This window comes from Flagellimonas spongiicola (genome assembly GCF_023502425.1).
Taxonomy (GTDB): Bacteria; Bacteroidota; Bacteroidia; order Flavobacteriales; family Flavobacteriaceae; genus Flagellimonas; species Flagellimonas spongiicola.
Window position 1 is genome coordinate 1211145 of sequence record NZ_JAMFMA010000001.1, and the last position, 18631, is coordinate 1229775.

At 39.5% G+C, this 18631-nt stretch carries 19 protein-coding genes; 15 read left to right on the forward strand and 4 right to left on the reverse strand.

Annotated elements, in window-relative coordinates; all coding sequences use genetic code 11:
• From M3P19_RS05700 to M3P19_RS05710, 3 genes are read left to right on the forward strand one after another with little or no spacing between them, the layout of a single operon-like run.
• The gene (locus M3P19_RS05700; RefSeq protein WP_249656669.1) at positions 1–2217 is read left to right on the forward strand and encodes a DUF5916 domain-containing protein; all 2217 of its coding nucleotides are present in this window, start codon (positions 1–3) and stop codon (positions 2215–2217) included.
• Positions 2218–2256: 39 nt separating this feature from the next.
• The gene (gene alr / locus M3P19_RS05705) at positions 2257–3477 is read left to right on the forward strand and encodes an alanine racemase (RefSeq protein WP_249656670.1); all 1221 of its coding nucleotides are present in this window, start codon (positions 2257–2259) and stop codon (positions 3475–3477) included.
• Positions 3467–4330 (forward strand): alpha/beta fold hydrolase, encoded by an 864-nt coding sequence (locus M3P19_RS05710; RefSeq protein ID WP_249656671.1) that lies wholly within the window; start codon positions 3467–3469, stop codon positions 4328–4330. The genes alr and M3P19_RS05710 overlap by 11 nt, the downstream gene beginning before the upstream one ends.
• A 24-nt stretch (positions 4331–4354) precedes the next feature.
• Here the strand turns inward: M3P19_RS05710 and M3P19_RS05715 are convergent, their stop codons facing one another.
• The 3 genes from M3P19_RS05715 to msrA are packed head-to-tail and all read right to left on the reverse strand — an operon-like array spanning position 4355 to position 5840.
• Entirely contained in the window at positions 4355–4636 is a 282-nt protein-coding gene (locus M3P19_RS05715; protein ID WP_249656672.1) for a hypothetical protein, read from the reverse strand.
• A 40-nt stretch (positions 4637–4676) separates the two neighbouring features.
• Positions 4677–5276: a GTP cyclohydrolase I FolE gene (gene folE / locus M3P19_RS05720; protein ID WP_249656673.1), complete on the reverse strand. Its 600-nt coding sequence runs from the start codon at positions 5274–5276 to the stop codon at positions 4677–4679.
• Between the two features lie 3 nt (positions 5277–5279).
• Entirely contained in the window at positions 5280–5840 is a 561-nt protein-coding gene (gene msrA / locus M3P19_RS05725; protein ID WP_249656674.1) for a peptide-methionine (S)-S-oxide reductase MsrA, read from the reverse strand.
• Positions 5841–5997: 157 nt separating this feature from the next.
• On the opposite strand from msrA, the gene M3P19_RS05730 reads away from it, so the two are divergent.
• The 3 genes from M3P19_RS05730 to mgrA all read left to right on the forward strand — a co-directional run bounded on the left by M3P19_RS05730 (position 5998) and on the right by mgrA (position 8712).
• The gene (locus tag M3P19_RS05730; RefSeq protein WP_249656675.1) at positions 5998–6663 is read left to right on the forward strand and encodes an ABC transporter ATP-binding protein; all 666 of its coding nucleotides are present in this window, start codon (positions 5998–6000) and stop codon (positions 6661–6663) included.
• Position 6664: 1 nt separating this feature from the next.
• A complete protein-coding gene (locus M3P19_RS05735) occupies positions 6665–7429 on the forward strand; it encodes a TIGR02757 family protein (protein WP_249656676.1) in 765 nt (254 codons plus the stop codon).
• 260 nt (positions 7430–7689) lie between these two features.
• Positions 7690–8712 (forward strand): L-glyceraldehyde 3-phosphate reductase, encoded by a 1023-nt coding sequence (gene mgrA / locus M3P19_RS05740; protein ID WP_249656677.1) that lies wholly within the window; start codon positions 7690–7692, stop codon positions 8710–8712.
• Between the two features lie 18 nt (positions 8713–8730).
• On the opposite strand, the gene M3P19_RS05745 is transcribed toward mgrA, so the two are convergent.
• The gene (locus M3P19_RS05745) at positions 8731–9858 is read right to left on the reverse strand and encodes a Gfo/Idh/MocA family protein (protein WP_249656678.1); all 1128 of its coding nucleotides are present in this window, start codon (positions 9856–9858) and stop codon (positions 8731–8733) included.
• A gap of 153 nt (positions 9859–10011) precedes the next feature.
• Between M3P19_RS05745 and M3P19_RS05750 the strand changes: the two genes are divergently transcribed.
• The 9 genes from M3P19_RS05750 (at position 10012) to M3P19_RS05790 (ending at position 18493) form a co-directional block, all read left to right on the forward strand.
• Positions 10012–11499, forward strand: coding sequence for a S10 family peptidase (locus M3P19_RS05750; protein ID WP_249656679.1), 1488 nt, complete (start codon positions 10012–10014; stop codon positions 11497–11499).
• Between the two features lie 6 nt (positions 11500–11505).
• The gene (locus M3P19_RS05755; protein WP_249656680.1) at positions 11506–12084 is read left to right on the forward strand and encodes a hypothetical protein; all 579 of its coding nucleotides are present in this window, start codon (positions 11506–11508) and stop codon (positions 12082–12084) included.
• 10 nt (positions 12085–12094) lie between these two features.
• Positions 12095–12736, forward strand: coding sequence for a chloramphenicol acetyltransferase (locus M3P19_RS05760; RefSeq protein ID WP_249656681.1), 642 nt, complete (start codon positions 12095–12097; stop codon positions 12734–12736).
• Positions 12737–12804: 68 nt separating this feature from the next.
• Complete coding sequence (locus M3P19_RS05765; RefSeq protein ID WP_249656682.1) at positions 12805–13074, forward strand: hypothetical protein; 270 nt, start codon at positions 12805–12807, stop codon at positions 13072–13074.
• 42 nt (positions 13075–13116) lie between these two features.
• On the forward strand, positions 13117–13797 hold the full coding sequence (locus tag M3P19_RS05770; RefSeq protein ID WP_249656683.1) for an SGNH/GDSL hydrolase family protein: 681 nt from the start codon (positions 13117–13119) through the stop codon (positions 13795–13797).
• A gap of 10 nt (positions 13798–13807) precedes the next feature.
• Positions 13808–14221 carry a hypothetical protein gene (locus tag M3P19_RS05775; RefSeq protein WP_249656684.1) on the forward strand — a complete coding sequence of 138 codons (414 nt, stop codon included), beginning with the start codon at positions 13808–13810 and terminating at the stop codon, positions 14219–14221.
• A gap of 18 nt (positions 14222–14239) precedes the next feature.
• Positions 14240–15247, forward strand: a complete 1008-nt coding sequence (locus M3P19_RS05780) for a glycosyltransferase (RefSeq protein WP_249656809.1) — start codon at positions 14240–14242, stop codon at positions 15245–15247.
• 73 nt (positions 15248–15320) lie between these two features.
• The gene (locus M3P19_RS05785) at positions 15321–17243 is read left to right on the forward strand and encodes a BatA domain-containing protein (RefSeq protein ID WP_249656685.1); all 1923 of its coding nucleotides are present in this window, start codon (positions 15321–15323) and stop codon (positions 17241–17243) included.
• Positions 17240–18493: a dihydroorotase gene (locus tag M3P19_RS05790; protein WP_249656686.1), complete on the forward strand. Its 1254-nt coding sequence runs from the start codon at positions 17240–17242 to the stop codon at positions 18491–18493. Before M3P19_RS05785 ends, M3P19_RS05790 begins: the two co-directional genes overlap by 4 nt.
• Positions 18494–18631 lie beyond the last annotated feature (138 nt).

An 18631-nucleotide genomic window follows, 5' to 3' on the forward strand; every position in this document is an offset into this window, starting at 1 on the left:
ATGAAATTACAATGGTTCGTAGTTGCCATATTGTTAGTCAATATACAACTGGTTCGAGGTCAGGAAGAAAATTCAGAGAATTTTCCACCACCTGATACGCCTCTGGAAATCGCGGTTGCAAAAGCAAGTTCTCCCATTCAAGTTGATGGTAATTTGGATGAGTCCGCTTGGAAAGATATACAAATCATTAATGATTTCTTCCGGATTGAACCACGTCAAGGGGGTAAAATCAGGTATAAGACCAACGTAAAATTTCTTTACGATGACAAGAATCTTTATGTAGCTGCTTTTTGTGAAGATTCATTAGGTATCCAAGGAATTCGAATCCAAGATTTGAGAAGAGATTTCCAATGGGGTGAAAATGACATTTTTGGTGTTGCTCTGGACCCTCAAAATCTTAAACAATACGCACAAGGATTTCAAACAACACCCTATGGGAACCAGCGTGATTTTCAGAATTTCAATGGGAATAATTTTGACACTGGGTGGAACACTTTATGGCGCGTACGCACCCAACGTACAGATCAAGGGTATACCGTGGAAATGGCCATTCCGTTTAAATCACTACGCTATAATTTACCAACAGAAGGCAGCACCATTAGCCTGGGCATGACCATGGTGCGCTATGCAAGAAGAGAAGTTGAAGTATCCACGTTTCCAGCGATACCACAATCTTTTACGCCGTACAGAATGACCTATGCTGCCAAACTCACAGGTATTGAGGCACCTCCTCCTTCTGCAAATGTTAGGGTAGAACCCTACACCTTGTATCAATATGATGAAAACAAAGCAGGGGACGTTCTCACAGCCAAGGAAAGTGATCCAAAAATCGGGTTTGACGCCAAATGGGCCATCAATCCCAAAACAGTGCTGGATTTAACGGTTAATACTGATTTTGCGCAAGCCGATGTGGACAGGGCGGTAAACAACCTGGAACGTTTTAATATCTTTTTTCCAGAGCGTAGACAGTTTTTCTTGGAAAACTCTGGAATCTGGGCTGGTGGTTTACAACAAGCTATACGCCCCTTTTTCAGTAGACGTATTGGATTGCAGGGAAATTTCAACGCCATACCGGCACCAATTGATGTTGGTGCTCGATTTACGCAACGAACGGAAAAGAATGCATTGGCCGGGCTATTTGTTCGTCAACGTGAAACCGATGGTTCTGCAGCTGCCAATTTTGGTGTCATAAGGTATTTGAAAAATTATGGGAGAGAGAATAACATTGGTGTGATGGTAACGCATCGAATGGATGATAGTCATAGTGGGTTGAATTTGGAAAGCAACAACAACACAACTATTACTGTTGATGGGCAAATTAGGCCGAAAAGTCAATGGGATATCCAATATCTATTATCTACTTCTATTGACGAGCAAACCGGTGAAACAGGATTTGCGGGTCGTTTCTTCGTTGGAAATGACACTAACAAATACTACTACGGATGGGTTACGGAATATACCGATGCCAACTATAATCCAAGAATGGGATTTGTTCGTCAGACCAACGTTATACGCCATAATCCCGGTGGTTACTTCGTTGTCCGACCAAAAAAAATGGATTGGATTCGTAGATGGGACCCAGGAATGTTCGTGAATTATTTACATGATGCTACAGATCCTACGCAATTTCAGCAAGCCAGTCTTTACATTTTCCCCGTATTCATGTGGTTTAAGGATAACAGCTTTTTTGAAATCTCCACTACTCCAACTTGGCAGAACATCAATTTTGATTTCTCGCCATTAGGGTTGGATATTGAACAGGACAATTACTATTATACCCGTTTTCAAGTACAATACAACACCGACCTTTCGAAAAAATGGTCTGGGGATATTGGTTACAATTTTGGTAGTTTTTACAATGGTACACGAAATACCATCAATGCCGCAGCTAGATTTGCGCCTATACCACACGCTGCATTGTCCTTACAGTATGAACATAATGATCTTAAAGGCGTGGGCAGTGCCGAATCTGAATTGAAAACCGACCTGTATTCGGCAAATTTGAGGCTTGCCTTGAATCCCAGGTTACAACTGTCCACTTTCTATCAATACAATAGCTTTGACGAACAAGGAAGATGGAATGTAAGGCTAAGTTGGGAATATATGCCTTTGTCTTTTGTTTATCTGGTATTCAATGATACACAAACTGACATATTCGATCCAGTGCAAAGCACCAGACAATTCATCGGTAAGGTAACTTTATTAAAACAGTTTTAATCAGACTGAAAAACAAAAATTCATCAACAAAACGACAGTATGAAATCAAGAAGAAACTTCCTTAGGAATTCCACGTTTGGAATAATTGGTGCTGGGCTTTCCAGTTTTAAAGCCTTCGAGAATGAAGCCGAAGATATCAAGCCCATCCTAAATAAAGCATCAAATCCTTGGCTTGAAATCTCTAAAAAAGCCTATTTATCGAACGTAGAGAGCATCTATAAATTCAGTGGCAACACGCCAGTATTAGCTGTATTGAAAAATAATGCCTATGGCATTGGTGATATTCAGGTGGCGACAATACTGGATGAAAGTCCTTTTTTAAGTGGTATTGCATTGGTAAAGGATACCAGATGTCTTGCATTGCGGAAACATGGTGTAAAAAAACCAATTTTGCTCATGGGAGATTTTGATTTGGGACTTGGATCGGAATTGGTGGCAAACAATATCACGCTTAGTGCGTTTTCCCACGAATCCTGTAGAAAAATAAAAGAACTGGCATCAAAAACGCAACATCGAGTAAGCGTTGAACTTTATTTTGACACTGGCTTAGGGCGCATGGGGATGCCCTATCAGAACAATTTGGATTGGGTTGCCGATTTAGCTTCAATACCCAATGTGAAAATTGAAGGTTTGTTTTCCACATTAACTACGCCAACTGATTTTGCGAAAGAACAAATGGAACGGTTCAATGGTTTGATTTCCAAACTGAATGAAAAGGGAATCAAACCCAATCGACAACATATGGCCCCTTCCCTATCTTTAATGGAACTTCCGCAATCGCATTTTAATGCGGTGCGACCGGGAATTCTTGTACATGGTTCATATCCTTTGGGAGGAATGGATTTCAAGGATAAAATGCCACTTCAGCCCACATATCGACTCAAAGCACCGGTTATTCGAATCGAAAAACTAAAAAAAGGAGACACCATTGGTTTCTCTAGATTCTATAAGGTAGAAAAGGACGAATGGATCGCCACCTTGCCAGTTGGATGGGCTGACGGTTATTATAGTGGAGCGGAAAACGGAGCGAAAGTTCTCTTGAATAATAAGCTTTTTAAGGTGGTGAATGTTAACGCCAGTCACTGTAATCTTTCTATCGGTAATGAGAAACTTGTAGACGTGGGTGATGTTGCAACTCTTATTGGTCCCGACCACGAGGAGATTACACCAGAAGGCTTTAGTAGGGCAGCTTCTGGGCACAATTACTTGCAAATCCAATACAAAGAATCCTTGCCTAAATCCGTAGTAAATGATTTCTAGAAGACGCATCCTTATATTAGTGGTATTTCTATTGCCGATTGCTTTGATTTCTCAAGGTAGAATGATTCAATTGAACGACACAGATATAGAATTGTATGTGGAAGTGCAAGGAAATGGACAACCTATACTTTTTATCCCTGGCTGGACAATGACCTCCCAATTCTTTAACAAACAAACAGATTTCTTTAAAGAAAATTATCAGGTAATCACTTATGATCCAAGAAGTCACGGAAAATCCACAAAAACGGAAATTGGCAATACCTACAAAGTTCATGCACAGGATTTAGCAGTCCTAATCCAAAAATTGAATTTGGATGAGCTAATTTTAGTGGGGTGGTCCAGCGGTTGCGCTACCATTTATGAATATGTCAAACAATTTGGTACGTCCAATCTCAGTAAACTGGTTTTTATTGACGAACCTCCTAAATGGGTTGGGGATACAAAAACAGAATGGGTATATGGCTCTTTTGAAGATTATCGTGGGGGGCTCTATGATTTAATCGAAGATCCTGAGGGTTATGCCAATGGGATTGTCCAATGGATGTTAAAAAAGGAAGTGGATATAGAAACAGAAACTTGGATGCTTAATGAAATTTCCCAAACACCAAAATATGCGGCCTTAAGTCTATACATAGATGGGTTGGTGAGTGATTATCAAAACACACTTAAATCTATAAATAGTAAGCTACCTGCACTTTATATGGTTCGGGAAAACGTGCTTGATTCTTCCAATGATTGGTTAAAACAACACGCTCCTAAGATAAAATGCGTACCAATCTCGAGTCATGCCATGTTTTGGGAAAGTCCTCTTGAATTCAATGCTATACTAGGCGATTTTCTACAATCAGACTAAAGAAACCTTGAGATAGGGAATAAGTTATTTCTTGCGCTTGGCAATCACATACGTATAGAACCACATGATCGTGAAAGACGGAATCACATCCAAACCAGGAACCAATTCCTCTACAAAGGTGACAAGACCGGCAGCCTGTCCAATCTTTCCTTTGTACATGCGTGTCATAAGCCAACCAGCAACTGGTGCCCAGATTACATCAGAAAACTCGCCAATACCGGGTATGGCGAAGGAAAGCATTCCTATACCATCCAGTAACAAACCAATAAGTAACAATTGGATTTTATTTTCTTTTACTTCCGTCATGTTCGAAAAATAGGAATTACAATCGAAAAGCGGAAACGATCTAGGATAAATCCGAACTAATGAGTTTCAAGAATTCATTTCTGGTTTCAATTTTTTCAAATTGACCACGGAATCCTGAAGTCGTCGTCACCGAATTTTGTTTTTGGACACCCCGCATCATCATACACATGTGGGATGCTTCAATAACCACAGCAACACCTTTTGGTTTCAATGTATCATTCATGCATTCCAAAATATCATGGGTCAATCGCTCTTGAACCTGCAGACGACGTGCAAAGACATCTACAATTCTCGGAATCTTACTGAGTCCAACAATATGCCCATTTGGAATGTAAGCAACATGTGCTTTACCAAAAAAAGGTAACATGTGATGTTCACAAAGGGAGTAAACCTCAATATCCTTTATAATTACCATATCATCATAATCCTCTTTGAACATGGCACTTTTTAAAATCTGTGCCGCATCCTGTCGGTAGCCCTGGGTAAGAAAAAGCATTGCTTTAGCAGCACGTTCCGGCGTTTTCTTTAAACCATCACGATGTACGTCCTCCCCTATTTCATCAATGATTTTTGAAAAGCGATCTTTCACTTCGTTGGTAATACTTATATTGTACTCTTCCAAATTCTGATATGGTGCCATGGGCTATTTTGTGGTATTTAGTTTTTTTGAATAATAGGTTTTGAGTTTTTTGATTTTAGGATCGATGATAAATTGGCAATACGGTTGATTTGTATGATCGTTGTAATAATTCTGATGCTCTTCCTCGGCCACATAAAATGGTTTCTCCTCGGTAATTGCCGTTACAATAGGTGAAGAAAATATATTCTCCTTAACCAACAAATCAATGAATTCTTCTGCCTGCGCCTTTTGTTCTTCGTTGGTATAAAAAATTTCACTTCTATACTGTGTTCCCACATCATTACCTTGCCTATTCAATGTTGTGGGATCATGCGTTGCAAAAAATATTTCCAATAAATCCGTATATGAAACTTGTGCGGGATCAAAATGTATACGGATGCCTTCAGCATGTCCTGTGCGACCCGTGCAAATTTCACGGTACGCTGGATTTTTTATGTGTCCCCCAGTATACCCGGACTCTACCTTTTCAACTCCATTTAGCCTTTGAAAAACGGCTTCCGTACACCAAAAACAACCCCCTGCGAAAATTGCTGTTTCCAACTGTCTTTCTTCTTGATTACTCATGTGAAATTCCAAATTAACGATTAAAACCCAGTTCCCGGGTCATTCCTATTCAATATTCCAATAATTGTCGGAATTAAGGCAAAAAACTTTATTTAATTATCCGATTTTTGTCGCCTCAGTACTATTCGTTACTTTCACCTTGCCAAGAAATTTATCCATGATCAAAGCCACAAATATCAAAAAATCCTTTGGTGAACTCGAAGTTCTAAAAGGAGTGGACCTTACCATTGAAAAAGGAGAGGTTGTATCTGTCGTTGGGGCCTCAGGAGCGGGAAAAACCACTCTGCTTCAAATTTTGGGGACTTTGGACGAACCCTCTAACAAACAGGACAGTTCCTTGATCATCAATGGCACCGATGTGAACAATTTGAACGACAAATTATTAGCCCGATTTAGAAATGAGCAAATTGGGTTTATATTTCAATTCCATCAACTCTTACCAGAATTCTCAGCGTTGGAAAACGTCTGCATCCCAGCCTTCATCAAAAAGACACCCAAAGATGAAGCCGAAAAACGCGCCAAGGAACTTTTGGCTTTCCTCGGACTCTCACATCGTCAGGATCATAAACCTAATGCGCTCTCTGGAGGAGAACAACAGCGTGTTGCCGTAGCAAGATCCTTAATCAATAATCCTGCAATTATATTAGCAGACGAACCGAGTGGGAATTTGGATTCTGAAAGTGCTGATAACTTACATCAACTGTTTTTCAAACTTAGGGATGAGTTTGGACAAACCTTTGTTTTGGTTACGCATAACTCGGAATTGGCGAATATGGCAGACCGCAAACTTACCATGGTCGATGGCTTAATAGTTTCCCGATAAGATGAATTTCAATGAATTGAAGGAGTTTTTGGACACCAAGGTGGAATCCTATAACCATCCTAGATTCCTTGAAGAAGATCCGCTGCAAATTCCACATCGTTATTCTCGTAAAGAGGATATTGAAATAAGCGGTTTTTTAACGGCTACCATCGCTTGGGGTAACCGTAAGAGTATTATCAACAATGCCACAAAAATGATGGCACTATTAGATAATGAACCGCACAGTTTCGTGATGAATCACTCCAACGATGAGTTGGTGAAGTTGGAACCTTTTGTGCATCGCACTTTCAATGGATTGGATTTTCACTATTTCATCAAAAGTCTCCGAAATATCTATTTGAAACATGGTGGCCTTGAAAAAGTGTTTGCCAAAAATCAAAGTTCGGACTCGCTGCAAACTTCTATTTCTGAGTTTAAAAAAGTGTTTTTTGAATTACCCCATGAAATTCGGACTACAAAACATGTTTCCGATCCTTTGAAAGGTTCCGCAGCCAAACGTATCAATATGTTTTTACGTTGGATGGTACGTGATAATAGTACCGGAGTTGATTTTGGAATATGGAACTCGTTACAACCTTCACAATTGTCCTGCCCTTTGGATGTGCATTCTGGAAATGTGGCCCGAAAACTGAAATTACTGACCCGAAAACAGAACGACGCCAAGGCACTCCTTGAATTGGACCAAAACTTAAGAAAACTGGATCCATTGGATCCAGTTAAATATGATTTTGCACTGTTTGGATTAGGGGTGTTTGAAAAGTTCTAAATACCCTTTCTACCATTAGTTTAGGTCTTAATGGGATTTATGTATTTTCCAGTCAATGGTCAGATCATTTGGCAAAAAGACAACATCTTTCCATAGTTTAATTACGGATAACTTATAAGCCCCAGCCCGTTGCGTTATATTATTTGTAATCCGGAATGATAATGTTAAGCGCAGACAAAAAAATAAGTTAAAGTCAAAAAACACGACTTTGAAATAGGCAAAAGTGATACATTTAAACCAACAACTGATAAATCCCAATCATGCAAATCAACGACTCTTCTGGAATTAAATCCTATCTACCGAGTACTTCGCGCTACGATCAAATGAAATATCGAAGATGTGGTAATAGCGGATTACTTCTTCCGCTTATATCGCTTGGGTTATGGCATAACTTTGGACATACCGATGATTTCAATAACGCCAGAAACCTTTTGCGAACGGCATTTGACCATGGAATCACACACTTTGACCTTGCCAATAATTATGGGCCACCTTATGGTGCTGCAGAGGACAATTTTGGTCGGATATTCCAGAAAGACTTCAAACATCTACGAGATGAATTGGTAATTTCCAGCAAAGCAGGATGGGATATGTGGCCTGGACCTTACGGGAACTATGGTTCGAGAAAATACTTGATCGCAAGTCTGGATCAAAGTCTTAAACGGATGGGATTGGATTATGTAGACATTTTTTACCACCATCGACCTGACCCAGATACGCCGTTGGAAGAAACCATGGGTGCTTTACATCATATTGTACAACAAGGAAAAGCACTATATGTGGGTATCTCGCAATACAATGCTGAGGATACCGCTAAGGCCTACGATATATTGAAGCAAATGGGCACGCCGTTATTGATTCATCAACCACGTTATAACATGTTTGACCGTTGGATTGAAGATGGTCTGTTGGATGTGTTAGGGCAAAAAGGAATTGGCTCCATTGCTTTTTCACCCTTGGAACAAGGTATTTTAACCAACAAATACCTCAATGGCATGCCAGCAGATTCAAGAGCGGTGAAGGATGCACGATATTTAAAATCTGACCAGATTACTCCAGAAATACTGAAAAAAGTACAGTCCTTAAATGAAATTGCATCCAATAGAAATCAAAGCTTGGCACAAATGGCACTGGCATGGGTTTTACGTGATCAGAAAATCACCACGGTGTTAGTAGGTGTGAGTAAACAAAAGCAATTGCTCGACAATATTTCGGCTCTTGCTAACTTGGAATTTACCGCTGAGGAGTTAAATCAAATTGAAACCATTTTAAAATCTAACTGACTAAAATCCACACTTGATTTAAAGCCCATAACCATTAGGAAATTTTAAAGGGATTTTCTGTCCGCCAAGGGCTATGGATTCGTAGATGGCTTCTACAATTACCATATCTCGTCTACCCATTTCTCCAGGAGCTATGTTGGGTGCGTCAAATAATACATGTTTGGCGAAGTCATCCATTTGTAATTTTTGTTGGCTTTCCTGTGGGAAATTCAGAGTTCCTCTGGATGTTCTTCCTGCCAATGGAATATATGTACTTGCAGGATCCAGTTCGAACCATCCGTTTTCGCAGGAGGCGAATAATCTGTTGGCCCGAATGTTATGAGAGGTCATTATGTTACCAACAGTTCCGCTTTCAAATTCAAATTGAGCTGTAATAGTTTCATCAGTCTGTTTAAAATATGTTGGCCTTGTACTGTATTCCTGGGCAGCAACCGAAATCGGGTTTTCCCCAGTTCCATAAATTATACTCTGTATGGCATAGACCCCCATATTCATTAAAGCACCTCCACCAGACAAGGCTTTATTCAATCGCCATTGGTTGGGATACGAACCAGAATGGTAACCGGCATCTGCAGCTATATAACGGATATGACCAAAGGTCTTTTCCTTGGCATATTTTTTAACCTCCTTCGTGTAAGGTTCAGAATGCAGTCTATAGCCCATACCCAGTTTCACGCCTGCATCCTTACAAGCTTTGATGATGGCATCACATTCTTCCACGGAAATTGCCATCGGTTTTTCACAAATAACATGTTTACCCGCCTTTGCTGCTCTAATCGAAAAATCCGCATGCATACTATTGGGAAGTACCACATAAACAACGTCAATAGAAGGGTTTTCAGCTATAGTATCAAAATTTTGATAATTGTAGATGTTTTCGGCCGGTATGTTATAGCGTGATGCCCATATCCTTTCCTTTTCCGGAGTCCCGGTCACTATACCTGCCAAATAACAATGTTCTGTCTCTTCCAAAGCAGGAGCCAGTTGATGTGTGCTGTACCCCCCAAGTCCAACTAAGGCAATGCCCAATTTTCCTTCTTTTCGTTTTTTGTTTTTTGATAAGGCAAAAGCAGTGGCACCCATCAAAGTTGCCCCTCCTGCTCCCAAGGCCAAAGAGGAATTGAATTTTCTTCTACTAATATTCATGATGTCCGATTTTGATGTGTTTTAAAGTTAGCCATTATCTGGAAGGAAAGTTTCTGATTCCCAAAAATTAACGTAACTGTTAAAATTGAATCCTTGGCATCCTGATATCCTACCAAAATCCCTACTTTTAGAATTCGACTAATTCAATTTCAAATGAAACACAAATTACTTCTTGCATGCATTGTTTTATGCACTTCATTGGCGCATTCCCAAAACAGAAAAATTCCAGTAGATACAACAATTACCACCCAACATAGTGTCACTATTAATGGCACTAGTATCAACTATACGGCTACTACTGGCACACAACCTGTTTGGGATGAAATGGGAAAACCAATAGCGGCTTTGCATTATACCTATTATACTCGAAACAATGTTCGCAATCGTGCGGAACGTCCCCTATTGATTTCCTTCAATGGTGGGCCTGGTTCTGGATCGGTTTGGATGCACCTGGCCTACACCGGACCACGTGTGCTTAAAATAGATGATGAAGGGTATCCAGTTCAACCTTATGGTGTGAAATCAAATCCGTTCTCCGTTTTGGACGTCACGGATATTGTGTATGTAAACCCTGCTAATACAGGTTATTCCCGCACAATTCCGGAGACTGGTGAAGACGTAAACCGTGATCATTTTTTCGGCATCAACGCTGATGTAGAATATTTGGCTGAATGGTTAAATACCTTTGTGACCAGGAACAATCGCTGGCGCTCTCCAAAATACATAATTGGTGAAAGTTATGGCGGCACGCGTGTTATGGGATTATCCTTAGCCTTGCAAAATCAGCAATGGATGTACTTAAATGGAGTAATCATGGTATCCCCTGCAGACTATAGAGTGCTTCGAGTGGGTGGTCCAGTCTCAAGTGCGTTGAATTTACCTTATTACACGGCAGCTGCTTGGCATCATAAGGCCTTACCAGCCGAATTGCAAGCTAAAGACCTATTGGATGTTTTGCCAGAGTCCGAAGAATATACGGTAAACACATTGATTCCGGCGATTGCCAAGGGTGGGTTCATTTCTGATGCGGAACGAAATGCCGTTGCGAAGAAAATGGCCTTTTATTCCGGACTTAATGAAAAGGATATCCTAGATCATAATTTAGATGTACCCACACAATTTTTCTGGAAAAATTTGCTGAAGGAAAACGGAGGCTACAATGTTGGACGTTTGGATAGTCGCTATTTAGGAATAGACCGCCAATTGTTTGGCGACAGTCCAGACTATTCAGCGGAATTAACTTCTTGGTTACACAGCTTTACCCCGGCAATCAACTATTATCTTCAAGAGGAATTGAATTTCAAAACGGATATCAAATACAACATGTTCGGACCGGTTCATCCATGGAACAATGAAGATGACAATACACGCGAAAATTTGCGTCAGGCCATGGCCCAAAATCCGTACCTTAACGTTTTGGTTCAATCTGGTTATTACGATGGTGCAACCACATATTTCAATGCGAAATATACCATGTGGCAAGTGGACCCAAGTGGGCGAATGAAAGATCGTTTTGAATTCAAAGGCTACCGTTCAGGTCATATGATGTATCTGCGACGTGAAGATTTAAAGAAGGCCAATGATGACCTAAGAAATTTTATTACTAGAACAGCTGCCAACGACAAGAGCGCTAAATATTAGAGTATCATGAAAAAAATCGTAATCCTTTCCCTGATGCTAACAGGGATAGTCATTGTAACTAAAGCACAGGATATTCCTCCAAAGGAATGGCAAATCAAAACCGCCTTATTGGCCGTACCTTCTGATTTTAAAGAGGGTGCCAAAGTATATGGTTATGATGAATCCGGAAACTTTGTTACCCTTAGGGAAGGGAGTAACGTTTACATTGCCCTAGCACATGACCCAAAAAAACAAAAGTTTTCCACGGCCGCCTACCATAAGAGTTTAGATACATTTATGGCTAGAGGCAGGGAACTTAGGGCTCAAGGAAAAACAGGGAAGGAAATATTCGATATACGGGAAGAAGAAGTTAAGGCTGGAAAGTTGAAAATGCCAGACAAAGCAACTTTATGTGTTTTCACGGGGGATGTCAATCCAGAAACAAAGGAAATTGAAAATCAATTTGTTCGGTATGTTTTTTACATCCCATTTGCTACCGGTGCTTCTACCGGTCTCCCCACAACGCCTACGCCTCCTGGGCATGCTTGGATCATGGATCCAGGAACGCACAGGGCACATATAATGATCACACCTCCCCGAAACTGATAGCAAATACATGAAGAAGGTAAAATTCGATTCAGAACATCGCAAAAAGCACTTTGCTTTCTTTAATCATATGAACCACCCGCATTTTAACATTACCGCAAATGTGGACGTAACTAACTTGCTTCAGCATATAAAATCTCAACAACTACCCATGACGTTTAGCATAGTTTATGTGCTATCCAGGGTTGCTAATGAGATTCAGGAGTTCCGATGGCGAATACGGGGAAATGACGTAATCGAACATAATGCTGTGCATCCCTCCTTTACTGTTGCTACCGATAAAGCCGATGTATTTAGTTTTTGTACAGTACCCTATCAGCTCGATTCCAAAGGCTTTATTGTAGATGCTTCTCGTATAAATGAAGCCATGAAAACCAACCCATCCATTGAGGATGAACCTGGTAGGGATGATTACCTTTTTATGTCGCCTATTCCTTGGATAAGTTTTACTGGAATTCAACATGCCATGCACTATCATCCACATGATTCGGTGCCGCGAATCACCTGGGGTAAATTCTTTACACAAAACCAGCGTTCGTTAATGCCACTTTCCGTTCAAGCCCATCATGCCCTTGTTGATGGCAGACATATGGGAGCGTATTTCAATTATATTGAAGAAATATGCGTAAATCCTGTATTATTTTTATCATAATCATATTTTTGTTGATTTATATGTAACATTTTACCGTATTTCCATACATATATTTAAAATACATTATTATGGGAGGAGAAGGTAGTATGATGCATGCCATCAAAAGTTTACAAAACAATAGAAGTCTTTTAAAACGTAGAAAGACTAAATCTAAGGACGACGTTTACGGTAAGAAAAATGTAACAATGCTAAATCTGAAGACATCCACAAGAAAGGATATCAATAGAATCCGTAGGCTAATGGAAGTGGAAAAACACAAAAACACTAGGGTCACCTGGTTGGCTATGGGAGCTACAATACTATTTTTTGTGCTATGTTATTTACTGGTTATGCAGTAACTTGGAGCATATATTTTCTAATTTTAGCAAATACCGTAAATGATGCCAAAAAATAGAATTTTAATACTTATTTTGATTTCTTCACTATCATTTAGTAATTACAGCATAGGGCAAGATTGGGCAAATCTTGGGAAATACCAAGAAGAGAACCAAATACTGCTAAAGACCGAGATGGATGCGAATCGAATTGTATTTATGGGTAATTCCATAACAGAAGGCTGGCCTGTTGGTATGCCTTCTTTTTTTGAAAATCCTTCATTTGTAAATCGGGGAATCAGTGGACAGACCACACCACAAATGCTATTGCGTTTTAGACAAGATGTATTAGCCTTGAATCCAAAGGCAGTAATTATTCTTGCTGGCACTAACGATATTGCAGGAAACACCGGTCCCATTACCTTGGAACAAATTACGGGAAACATCAAATCCATGGTAGAACTGGCACTCGCCAATAATATCAAACCGATAATTTGCTCAGTAGTACCAGCCTTCGACTATCCTTGGAAAGCGGGTATGCAACCCAATATCAAAATTCCATTGTTGAACCAAATGCTAAAAAATTTGGCAATAGAAAAAAAAGTACCTTATCTGGATTACTTTTCCAGAATGGCCGACGAACGTAATGGTTTATCCAAGGATTTGGCCGAAGACGGTGTGCATCCAACGCCAAAGGGCTATGAAATTATGGCGAAGGCAGCAATGGAAACCATTAACAAACTGTAATTTCCTAAGGATGGAAAAGCACTATTTGCTCAATGACTCCGAATTTGAAACGCAATTTGTAAATGCTAGCATGAATCCAGTGCTTTTCAGCCATGAAGCCCATTTGAGATTAGCGTGGATTTACATCCGAAACTATGGTTTAGAAACCGCAATTGAAAAAGTCTGCAGCCAAATAAAACAATTTGATAAAACCCATGGTGACGGTACCAAATTCAATACTACTGTTACCGTTGCATCGGTGAAAATGGTAAATCATTTTGTGTTAAAAACAGAATCCTCTGATTTTAAGACCTTTATTTTTCAGAATCCGCGCTTAAAATCCAATTTCAAACAGTTGATAGACCAACATTACGAAGTAGACATTTTTCAGAATGAGTTTGCTCGCCTTCAATTCTTGGAACCTGATTTGCTACCATTTGACTAATCTAAAATTAACAGTAGTATCAAAAATCCGCTGGTAAGTCTTGTCATTCCATTTAAGAACACTGAGGAGTATGTTGAAGACTGCTTAAATTCCATAATTGCACAGACCTATCAAAATTGGGAGGTTTTGGCTGTCAACGACCATTCCACAGACCATAGTTATTCCATTGTTGCCAAGTTTGCGGAAAAAGATTCGCGAATACAATTGATTTCGAACAAAGGTCAGGGTATTATTCCTGCCTTACAAACTGCCTACGCCAATTGTTCTGGCAGTATGATTTCCAGGATGGATTCCGATGATATCATGACAGTCAATAGGATACTTTGTATGGTGGAATCACTCAGACAATCCGGCAAAGGGCACGTAGCCGTTGGACAAGTAAAGTACTTTTCAGATAGAGGAATTAGCAATGGTTACGAGCGATATGAGTTGTGGCTGAACTCCTTAACTGAAAGCGGGTCCAATTATTCTGAAATTTATAAGGAATGCTGTATCCCATCACCATGCTGGATGGTGCACAAGGATGATTTTGACTTATGCGATGCATTCAATCCGAATAGATACCCCGAAGATTATGACCTTACCTTTCGTTTTTACGAACGAGGTTTAAAAATCATTCCCTGTTCACAAGTCCTACACCATTGGCGTGATTATGATTCAAGGACTTCGCGAACCCATGAACACTATGCACAAAACTATTTTTTGGATATCAAGCTGCATTACTTTTTAAAACTGGATTATGATTCCAATCGACCATTGGTGGTCTGGGGAGCCGGATTCAAAGGAAAAACCATCGCAAAAAAACTAATGGCTAAAGGCATTGACATTACTTGGCTTTGTGATAATCCACTTAAAATTGGGAAAAAGATCTATGGGAAAGAGTTGGTTCATTTTAATGCACTAAAGGAATTGGAAAACCCCCAAAGTATAATAACGGTTGCCAATGAAACTGCGCAAGCGGAAATCAAATCCTATTTTAAGGAACTTGAACAATACCCCATGATAGATTATTTCTTTTTTTGTTGATTTCAGAATCTAACAAAGCCTTAACACAGGGGTTAATATACTATGGAGTATATTTGTCCAATCACATTTGGGAATGCAGTTTAAACATCCAGAAATTCTTTGGGCTCTTCTTCTACTACTAATTCCCATATTCATTCACCTTTTTCAACTACGCAGATTTAAAAAGACACCATTTACCAATGTGGCAATGCTACAAAAGGTTATTGCAGAATCGCGAAAAAGCAAGCAACTCAAAAAATGGTTGTTGTTGGCCAATCGTCTTCTATTATTAGCAGCTTTGGTGACTGCTTTTGCGCAACCCTATTTTGCATCCAGGTTGGCCCAAATAGAAAAGCAAACAGTTATATACCTAGATAATTCCTTTAGCATGCAGGCTAAGGATAATGGTCTAAGCATGTTGGAACTAGCAGTTCAGGAATTGGTGAAACATGCACAAGAGGATGAAGTTTTCAGTTTATTCACCAATGAAAACACGTATAAAAATGTGACCATTAAAGAAATACAAAACGACCTATTGTCCTTACGGTATAGTCCAAATCAACTCAACCTTGAAACTATAGGCTTAAAAGCAAAAAGCTTGTTTGAAAGTTCATCGGAAACCATTAAAAACACCATTGTCATCTCTGATTTCCAAAGCTATGATGAAACCGATGTCACGGACTTGGATAGCCTTCTACAGTGGTATTTTGTTCCCTATCAATCCCAACTCAAACGAAACATCTCCATTGATTCTATAGCACTTGAAGATCATCTCACCGAACCATCAGAATTAGTCGTTCGATTATCTGGTGGTGCGTTAGATGAGTCATTGCCTATTTCGCTATTCAACTCCGAGCAATTAATAGCAAAATCTTCAGCCCAATTTTCTGAAAATGGCAGAGCAGAAGTTCTTTTCACAATTCCTTCAAATACAGAGCTTCAAGGTGAGCTAAGTATTCAGGATAATGGGTTGACTTTTGACAACAGCTTTTATTTTAATGTTGATCGCAAGGAAAAAGTAAAGGTTCTTGCTATTAATAATACAGACACCAACTTTTTACAACGTCTATTTAAGTCGGAGGAGTTTGTTTATGAGGAATATAAATTGAATCAACTTGACTATAGCGCAATTGACAACCAAAATACCGTAATACTAAATGGATTGAATTCCATCCCAAATGGATTGCAGCCCATACTTCGAACTTTCCACCAAAGTGGCGGTACGGTTATTGTTATTCCCTCGACTGAAATAGATTTGACCTCATACAATAATTTCATTAGCCGTTTTCGAGCTTCCAGATTGGGTCCTTTACAGGTTCAAACTAAAAACATAAACGAAATTTCATTTGATCATCCTGTTTATCGTGAAGTATTCGAAAAAAGAGTCCAAAATTTCCAATACCCATCCGCCGAATCGTGCTTTAGTTTATCGACTACCTTTCCAAAAGTACTTGGGTTTGATGACAGCTCTTCATTTTTAGCTGGCATTGATGGATTTTACCTTTTCACGGCCAGCTTAAGCGATGACAATTCAAATTTCATTAATTCCCCCCTGATTGTCCCTACCTTTTACAATATGGTATCTTTCAGTTTAAAAGCTCCTAGCGTACAGCATACTTTGGGTTTACCTTATTCCATGGATATTTCAATGAAATTAGAAGGGGACGCCATTCTAAGAGTGGCAAAGGACAACTATGAATTTATACCTAGACAACAATCTTTTCCGAACAAGGTACGTCTGGATTTTGAGGAGAATCCTTTGGAGGATGGTATTTACCGAATTGATAATTCTGGAGAAACCGTTAGAAGAATCAGTTTTAATTACCCAAGGACTGAAAGTTCGTTAAATTATTGGGAGCTAGGGGATTTAAACCGAATAAGCATGAAGGACAATGTTTCGAGTTTATTTGAAGATCTAAAAGCACAAAATTCCATTACGCCTTATTGGAAATGGTTTGTTATTTTAGCATTGTTTTTTGCCCTAGCGGAGATGCTTATACAAAAATTTGTTTCATGAATGTTCTACTGAAGTCTGCAAAAATAGTATGCCAGGACAACAAGGCACTCCATCTAAAAAAACGGGATATTCTCATCAAAAAGGGAATTATCGAGCGTATCGCAGCCAACATTCCTTCCGCCTCAAACATTAAAGAAATCAAGCTTAAGAATCTACATGTTTCGCTAGGTTGGTTTGATAGCAGCGTTAGTTTTGGTGAACCAGGCTATGAAGAACGTGAAACAATTGGCAACGGTCTAAAAGTAGCTGCTGCTTCTGGATTTACGGATGTATTGCTGAATCCAAATACCAAACCAATTCCTGATACCAGCTCGGATATTGTATTTTTAAAAGACCGCGCCAACGGTAGTGCAACAAGCTTGTATCCTATTGGAAGTTTTACCGCCAATGGTGATGGAATTGATTTGGCCGAGTTATATGATATGAAAAATGCCGGTGCTGTGGCATTCTCAGATTTCAAAAAACCCATTACAAATGCCAATCTGTTGAAAATTGGGTTACTGTATACCCAAAACTTCGATGGTGTACTTTGTTCCTTCCCATTAAATTTAGATGTAAAAGGGAAAGGAATTGTTCATGAAGGAGATGTTTCAACGAGTTTGGGGCTAAAAGGTATTCCGTCATTGGCCGAAGAGTTACAAATCAGTAGGGATTTGTTCATTTTGGAATATACTGGAGGTAAGTTGCACATCCCAACTATCTCAACTACCAATTCAGTGAAGTTAATAGCCAATGCCAAGAAGAAAGGATTGGATGTAACTTGCAGCGTAGCAATACACAATCTTAAGTTTACGGATGAATCGTTGCAGGAGTTTGATAGTGACCATAAAGTCCTTCCGCCTTTACGCGAAAAAAACGACACAAAGGCTTTGCTAAAAGGTTTGGTAGAGGGCACTGTGGATTATGTAACCTCGGACCACATGCCGTTGGATATTGAAGAAAAGAGAGTCGAATTTGACAACGCCGCATATGGTACCATTGGATTGGAAACTGTATTTGGAAGTCTTAACCAATTAATGGAATTGGAAAACACCATTACAATTCTAACGAAGGGACGCGAACGATTTGGACTGGAAGAACCGCAATTGAAGGAAGGTGCAAAAGCCTGTTTAACCCTATTTGACCCGGAACCTGAAATGGTTTATACCAAGGAATCCAGTCTTTCCACCTCAAAAAATAGTATGTTCTTTGATTCAGAACTAAAAGGAAAGGTATACGGAATCATCAACAACAATCAAATTACAATTTAGTATTTTGGGAAAGGACACACCAGGAAAGACAACAGCAATAATTAGTTATCTGACTATTATTGGATGTCTAATAGCTGTTACAAGGAATATGGAGCCTAAACATGATTTTGCTAGGTTACATACCAGGCAAGCGTTCGG

What these genes read in the sequence shown, in the direction of transcription:
- M3P19_RS05745 (WP_249656678.1), bottom strand. Translation starts at nt 9,858, where the DNA reads ATGAATATTAGTAGAAGAAAATTCAATTCCTCTTTGGCCTTGGGAGCA.
- alr (WP_249656670.1), top strand. Translation starts at nt 2,257, where the DNA reads ATGAAATCAAGAAGAAACTTCCTTAGGAATTCCACGTTTGGAATAATT.
- M3P19_RS05760 (WP_249656681.1), top strand. Translation starts at nt 12,095, where the DNA reads ATGAAGAAGGTAAAATTCGATTCAGAACATCGCAAAAAGCACTTTGCT.
- M3P19_RS05730 (WP_249656675.1), top strand. Translation starts at nt 5,998, where the DNA reads ATGATCAAAGCCACAAATATCAAAAAATCCTTTGGTGAACTCGAAGTT.
- folE (WP_249656673.1), bottom strand. Translation starts at nt 5,276, where the DNA reads ATGGCACCATATCAGAATTTGGAAGAGTACAATATAAGTATTACCAAC.
- M3P19_RS05785 (WP_249656685.1), top strand. Translation starts at nt 15,321, where the DNA reads ATGCAGTTTAAACATCCAGAAATTCTTTGGGCTCTTCTTCTACTACTA.
- M3P19_RS05775 (WP_249656684.1), top strand. Translation starts at nt 13,808, where the DNA reads ATGGAAAAGCACTATTTGCTCAATGACTCCGAATTTGAAACGCAATTT.
- M3P19_RS05755 (WP_249656680.1), top strand. Translation starts at nt 11,506, where the DNA reads ATGAAAAAAATCGTAATCCTTTCCCTGATGCTAACAGGGATAGTCATT.
- M3P19_RS05735 (WP_249656676.1), top strand. Translation starts at nt 6,665, where the DNA reads ATGAATTTCAATGAATTGAAGGAGTTTTTGGACACCAAGGTGGAATCC.
- M3P19_RS05765 (WP_249656682.1), top strand. Translation starts at nt 12,805, where the DNA reads ATGGGAGGAGAAGGTAGTATGATGCATGCCATCAAAAGTTTACAAAAC.
- M3P19_RS05710 (WP_249656671.1), top strand. Translation starts at nt 3,467, where the DNA reads ATGATTTCTAGAAGACGCATCCTTATATTAGTGGTATTTCTATTGCCG.
- msrA (WP_249656674.1), bottom strand. Translation starts at nt 5,840, where the DNA reads ATGAGTAATCAAGAAGAAAGACAGTTGGAAACAGCAATTTTCGCAGGG.
- M3P19_RS05750 (WP_249656679.1), top strand. Translation starts at nt 10,012, where the DNA reads ATGAAACACAAATTACTTCTTGCATGCATTGTTTTATGCACTTCATTG.
- mgrA (WP_249656677.1), top strand. Translation starts at nt 7,690, where the DNA reads ATGCAAATCAACGACTCTTCTGGAATTAAATCCTATCTACCGAGTACT.
- M3P19_RS05790 (WP_249656686.1), top strand. Translation starts at nt 17,240, where the DNA reads ATGAATGTTCTACTGAAGTCTGCAAAAATAGTATGCCAGGACAACAAG.
- M3P19_RS05770 (WP_249656683.1), top strand. Translation starts at nt 13,117, where the DNA reads ATGCCAAAAAATAGAATTTTAATACTTATTTTGATTTCTTCACTATCA.
- M3P19_RS05700 (WP_249656669.1), top strand. Translation starts at nt 1, where the DNA reads ATGAAATTACAATGGTTCGTAGTTGCCATATTGTTAGTCAATATACAA.
- M3P19_RS05715 (WP_249656672.1), bottom strand. Translation starts at nt 4,636, where the DNA reads ATGACGGAAGTAAAAGAAAATAAAATCCAATTGTTACTTATTGGTTTG.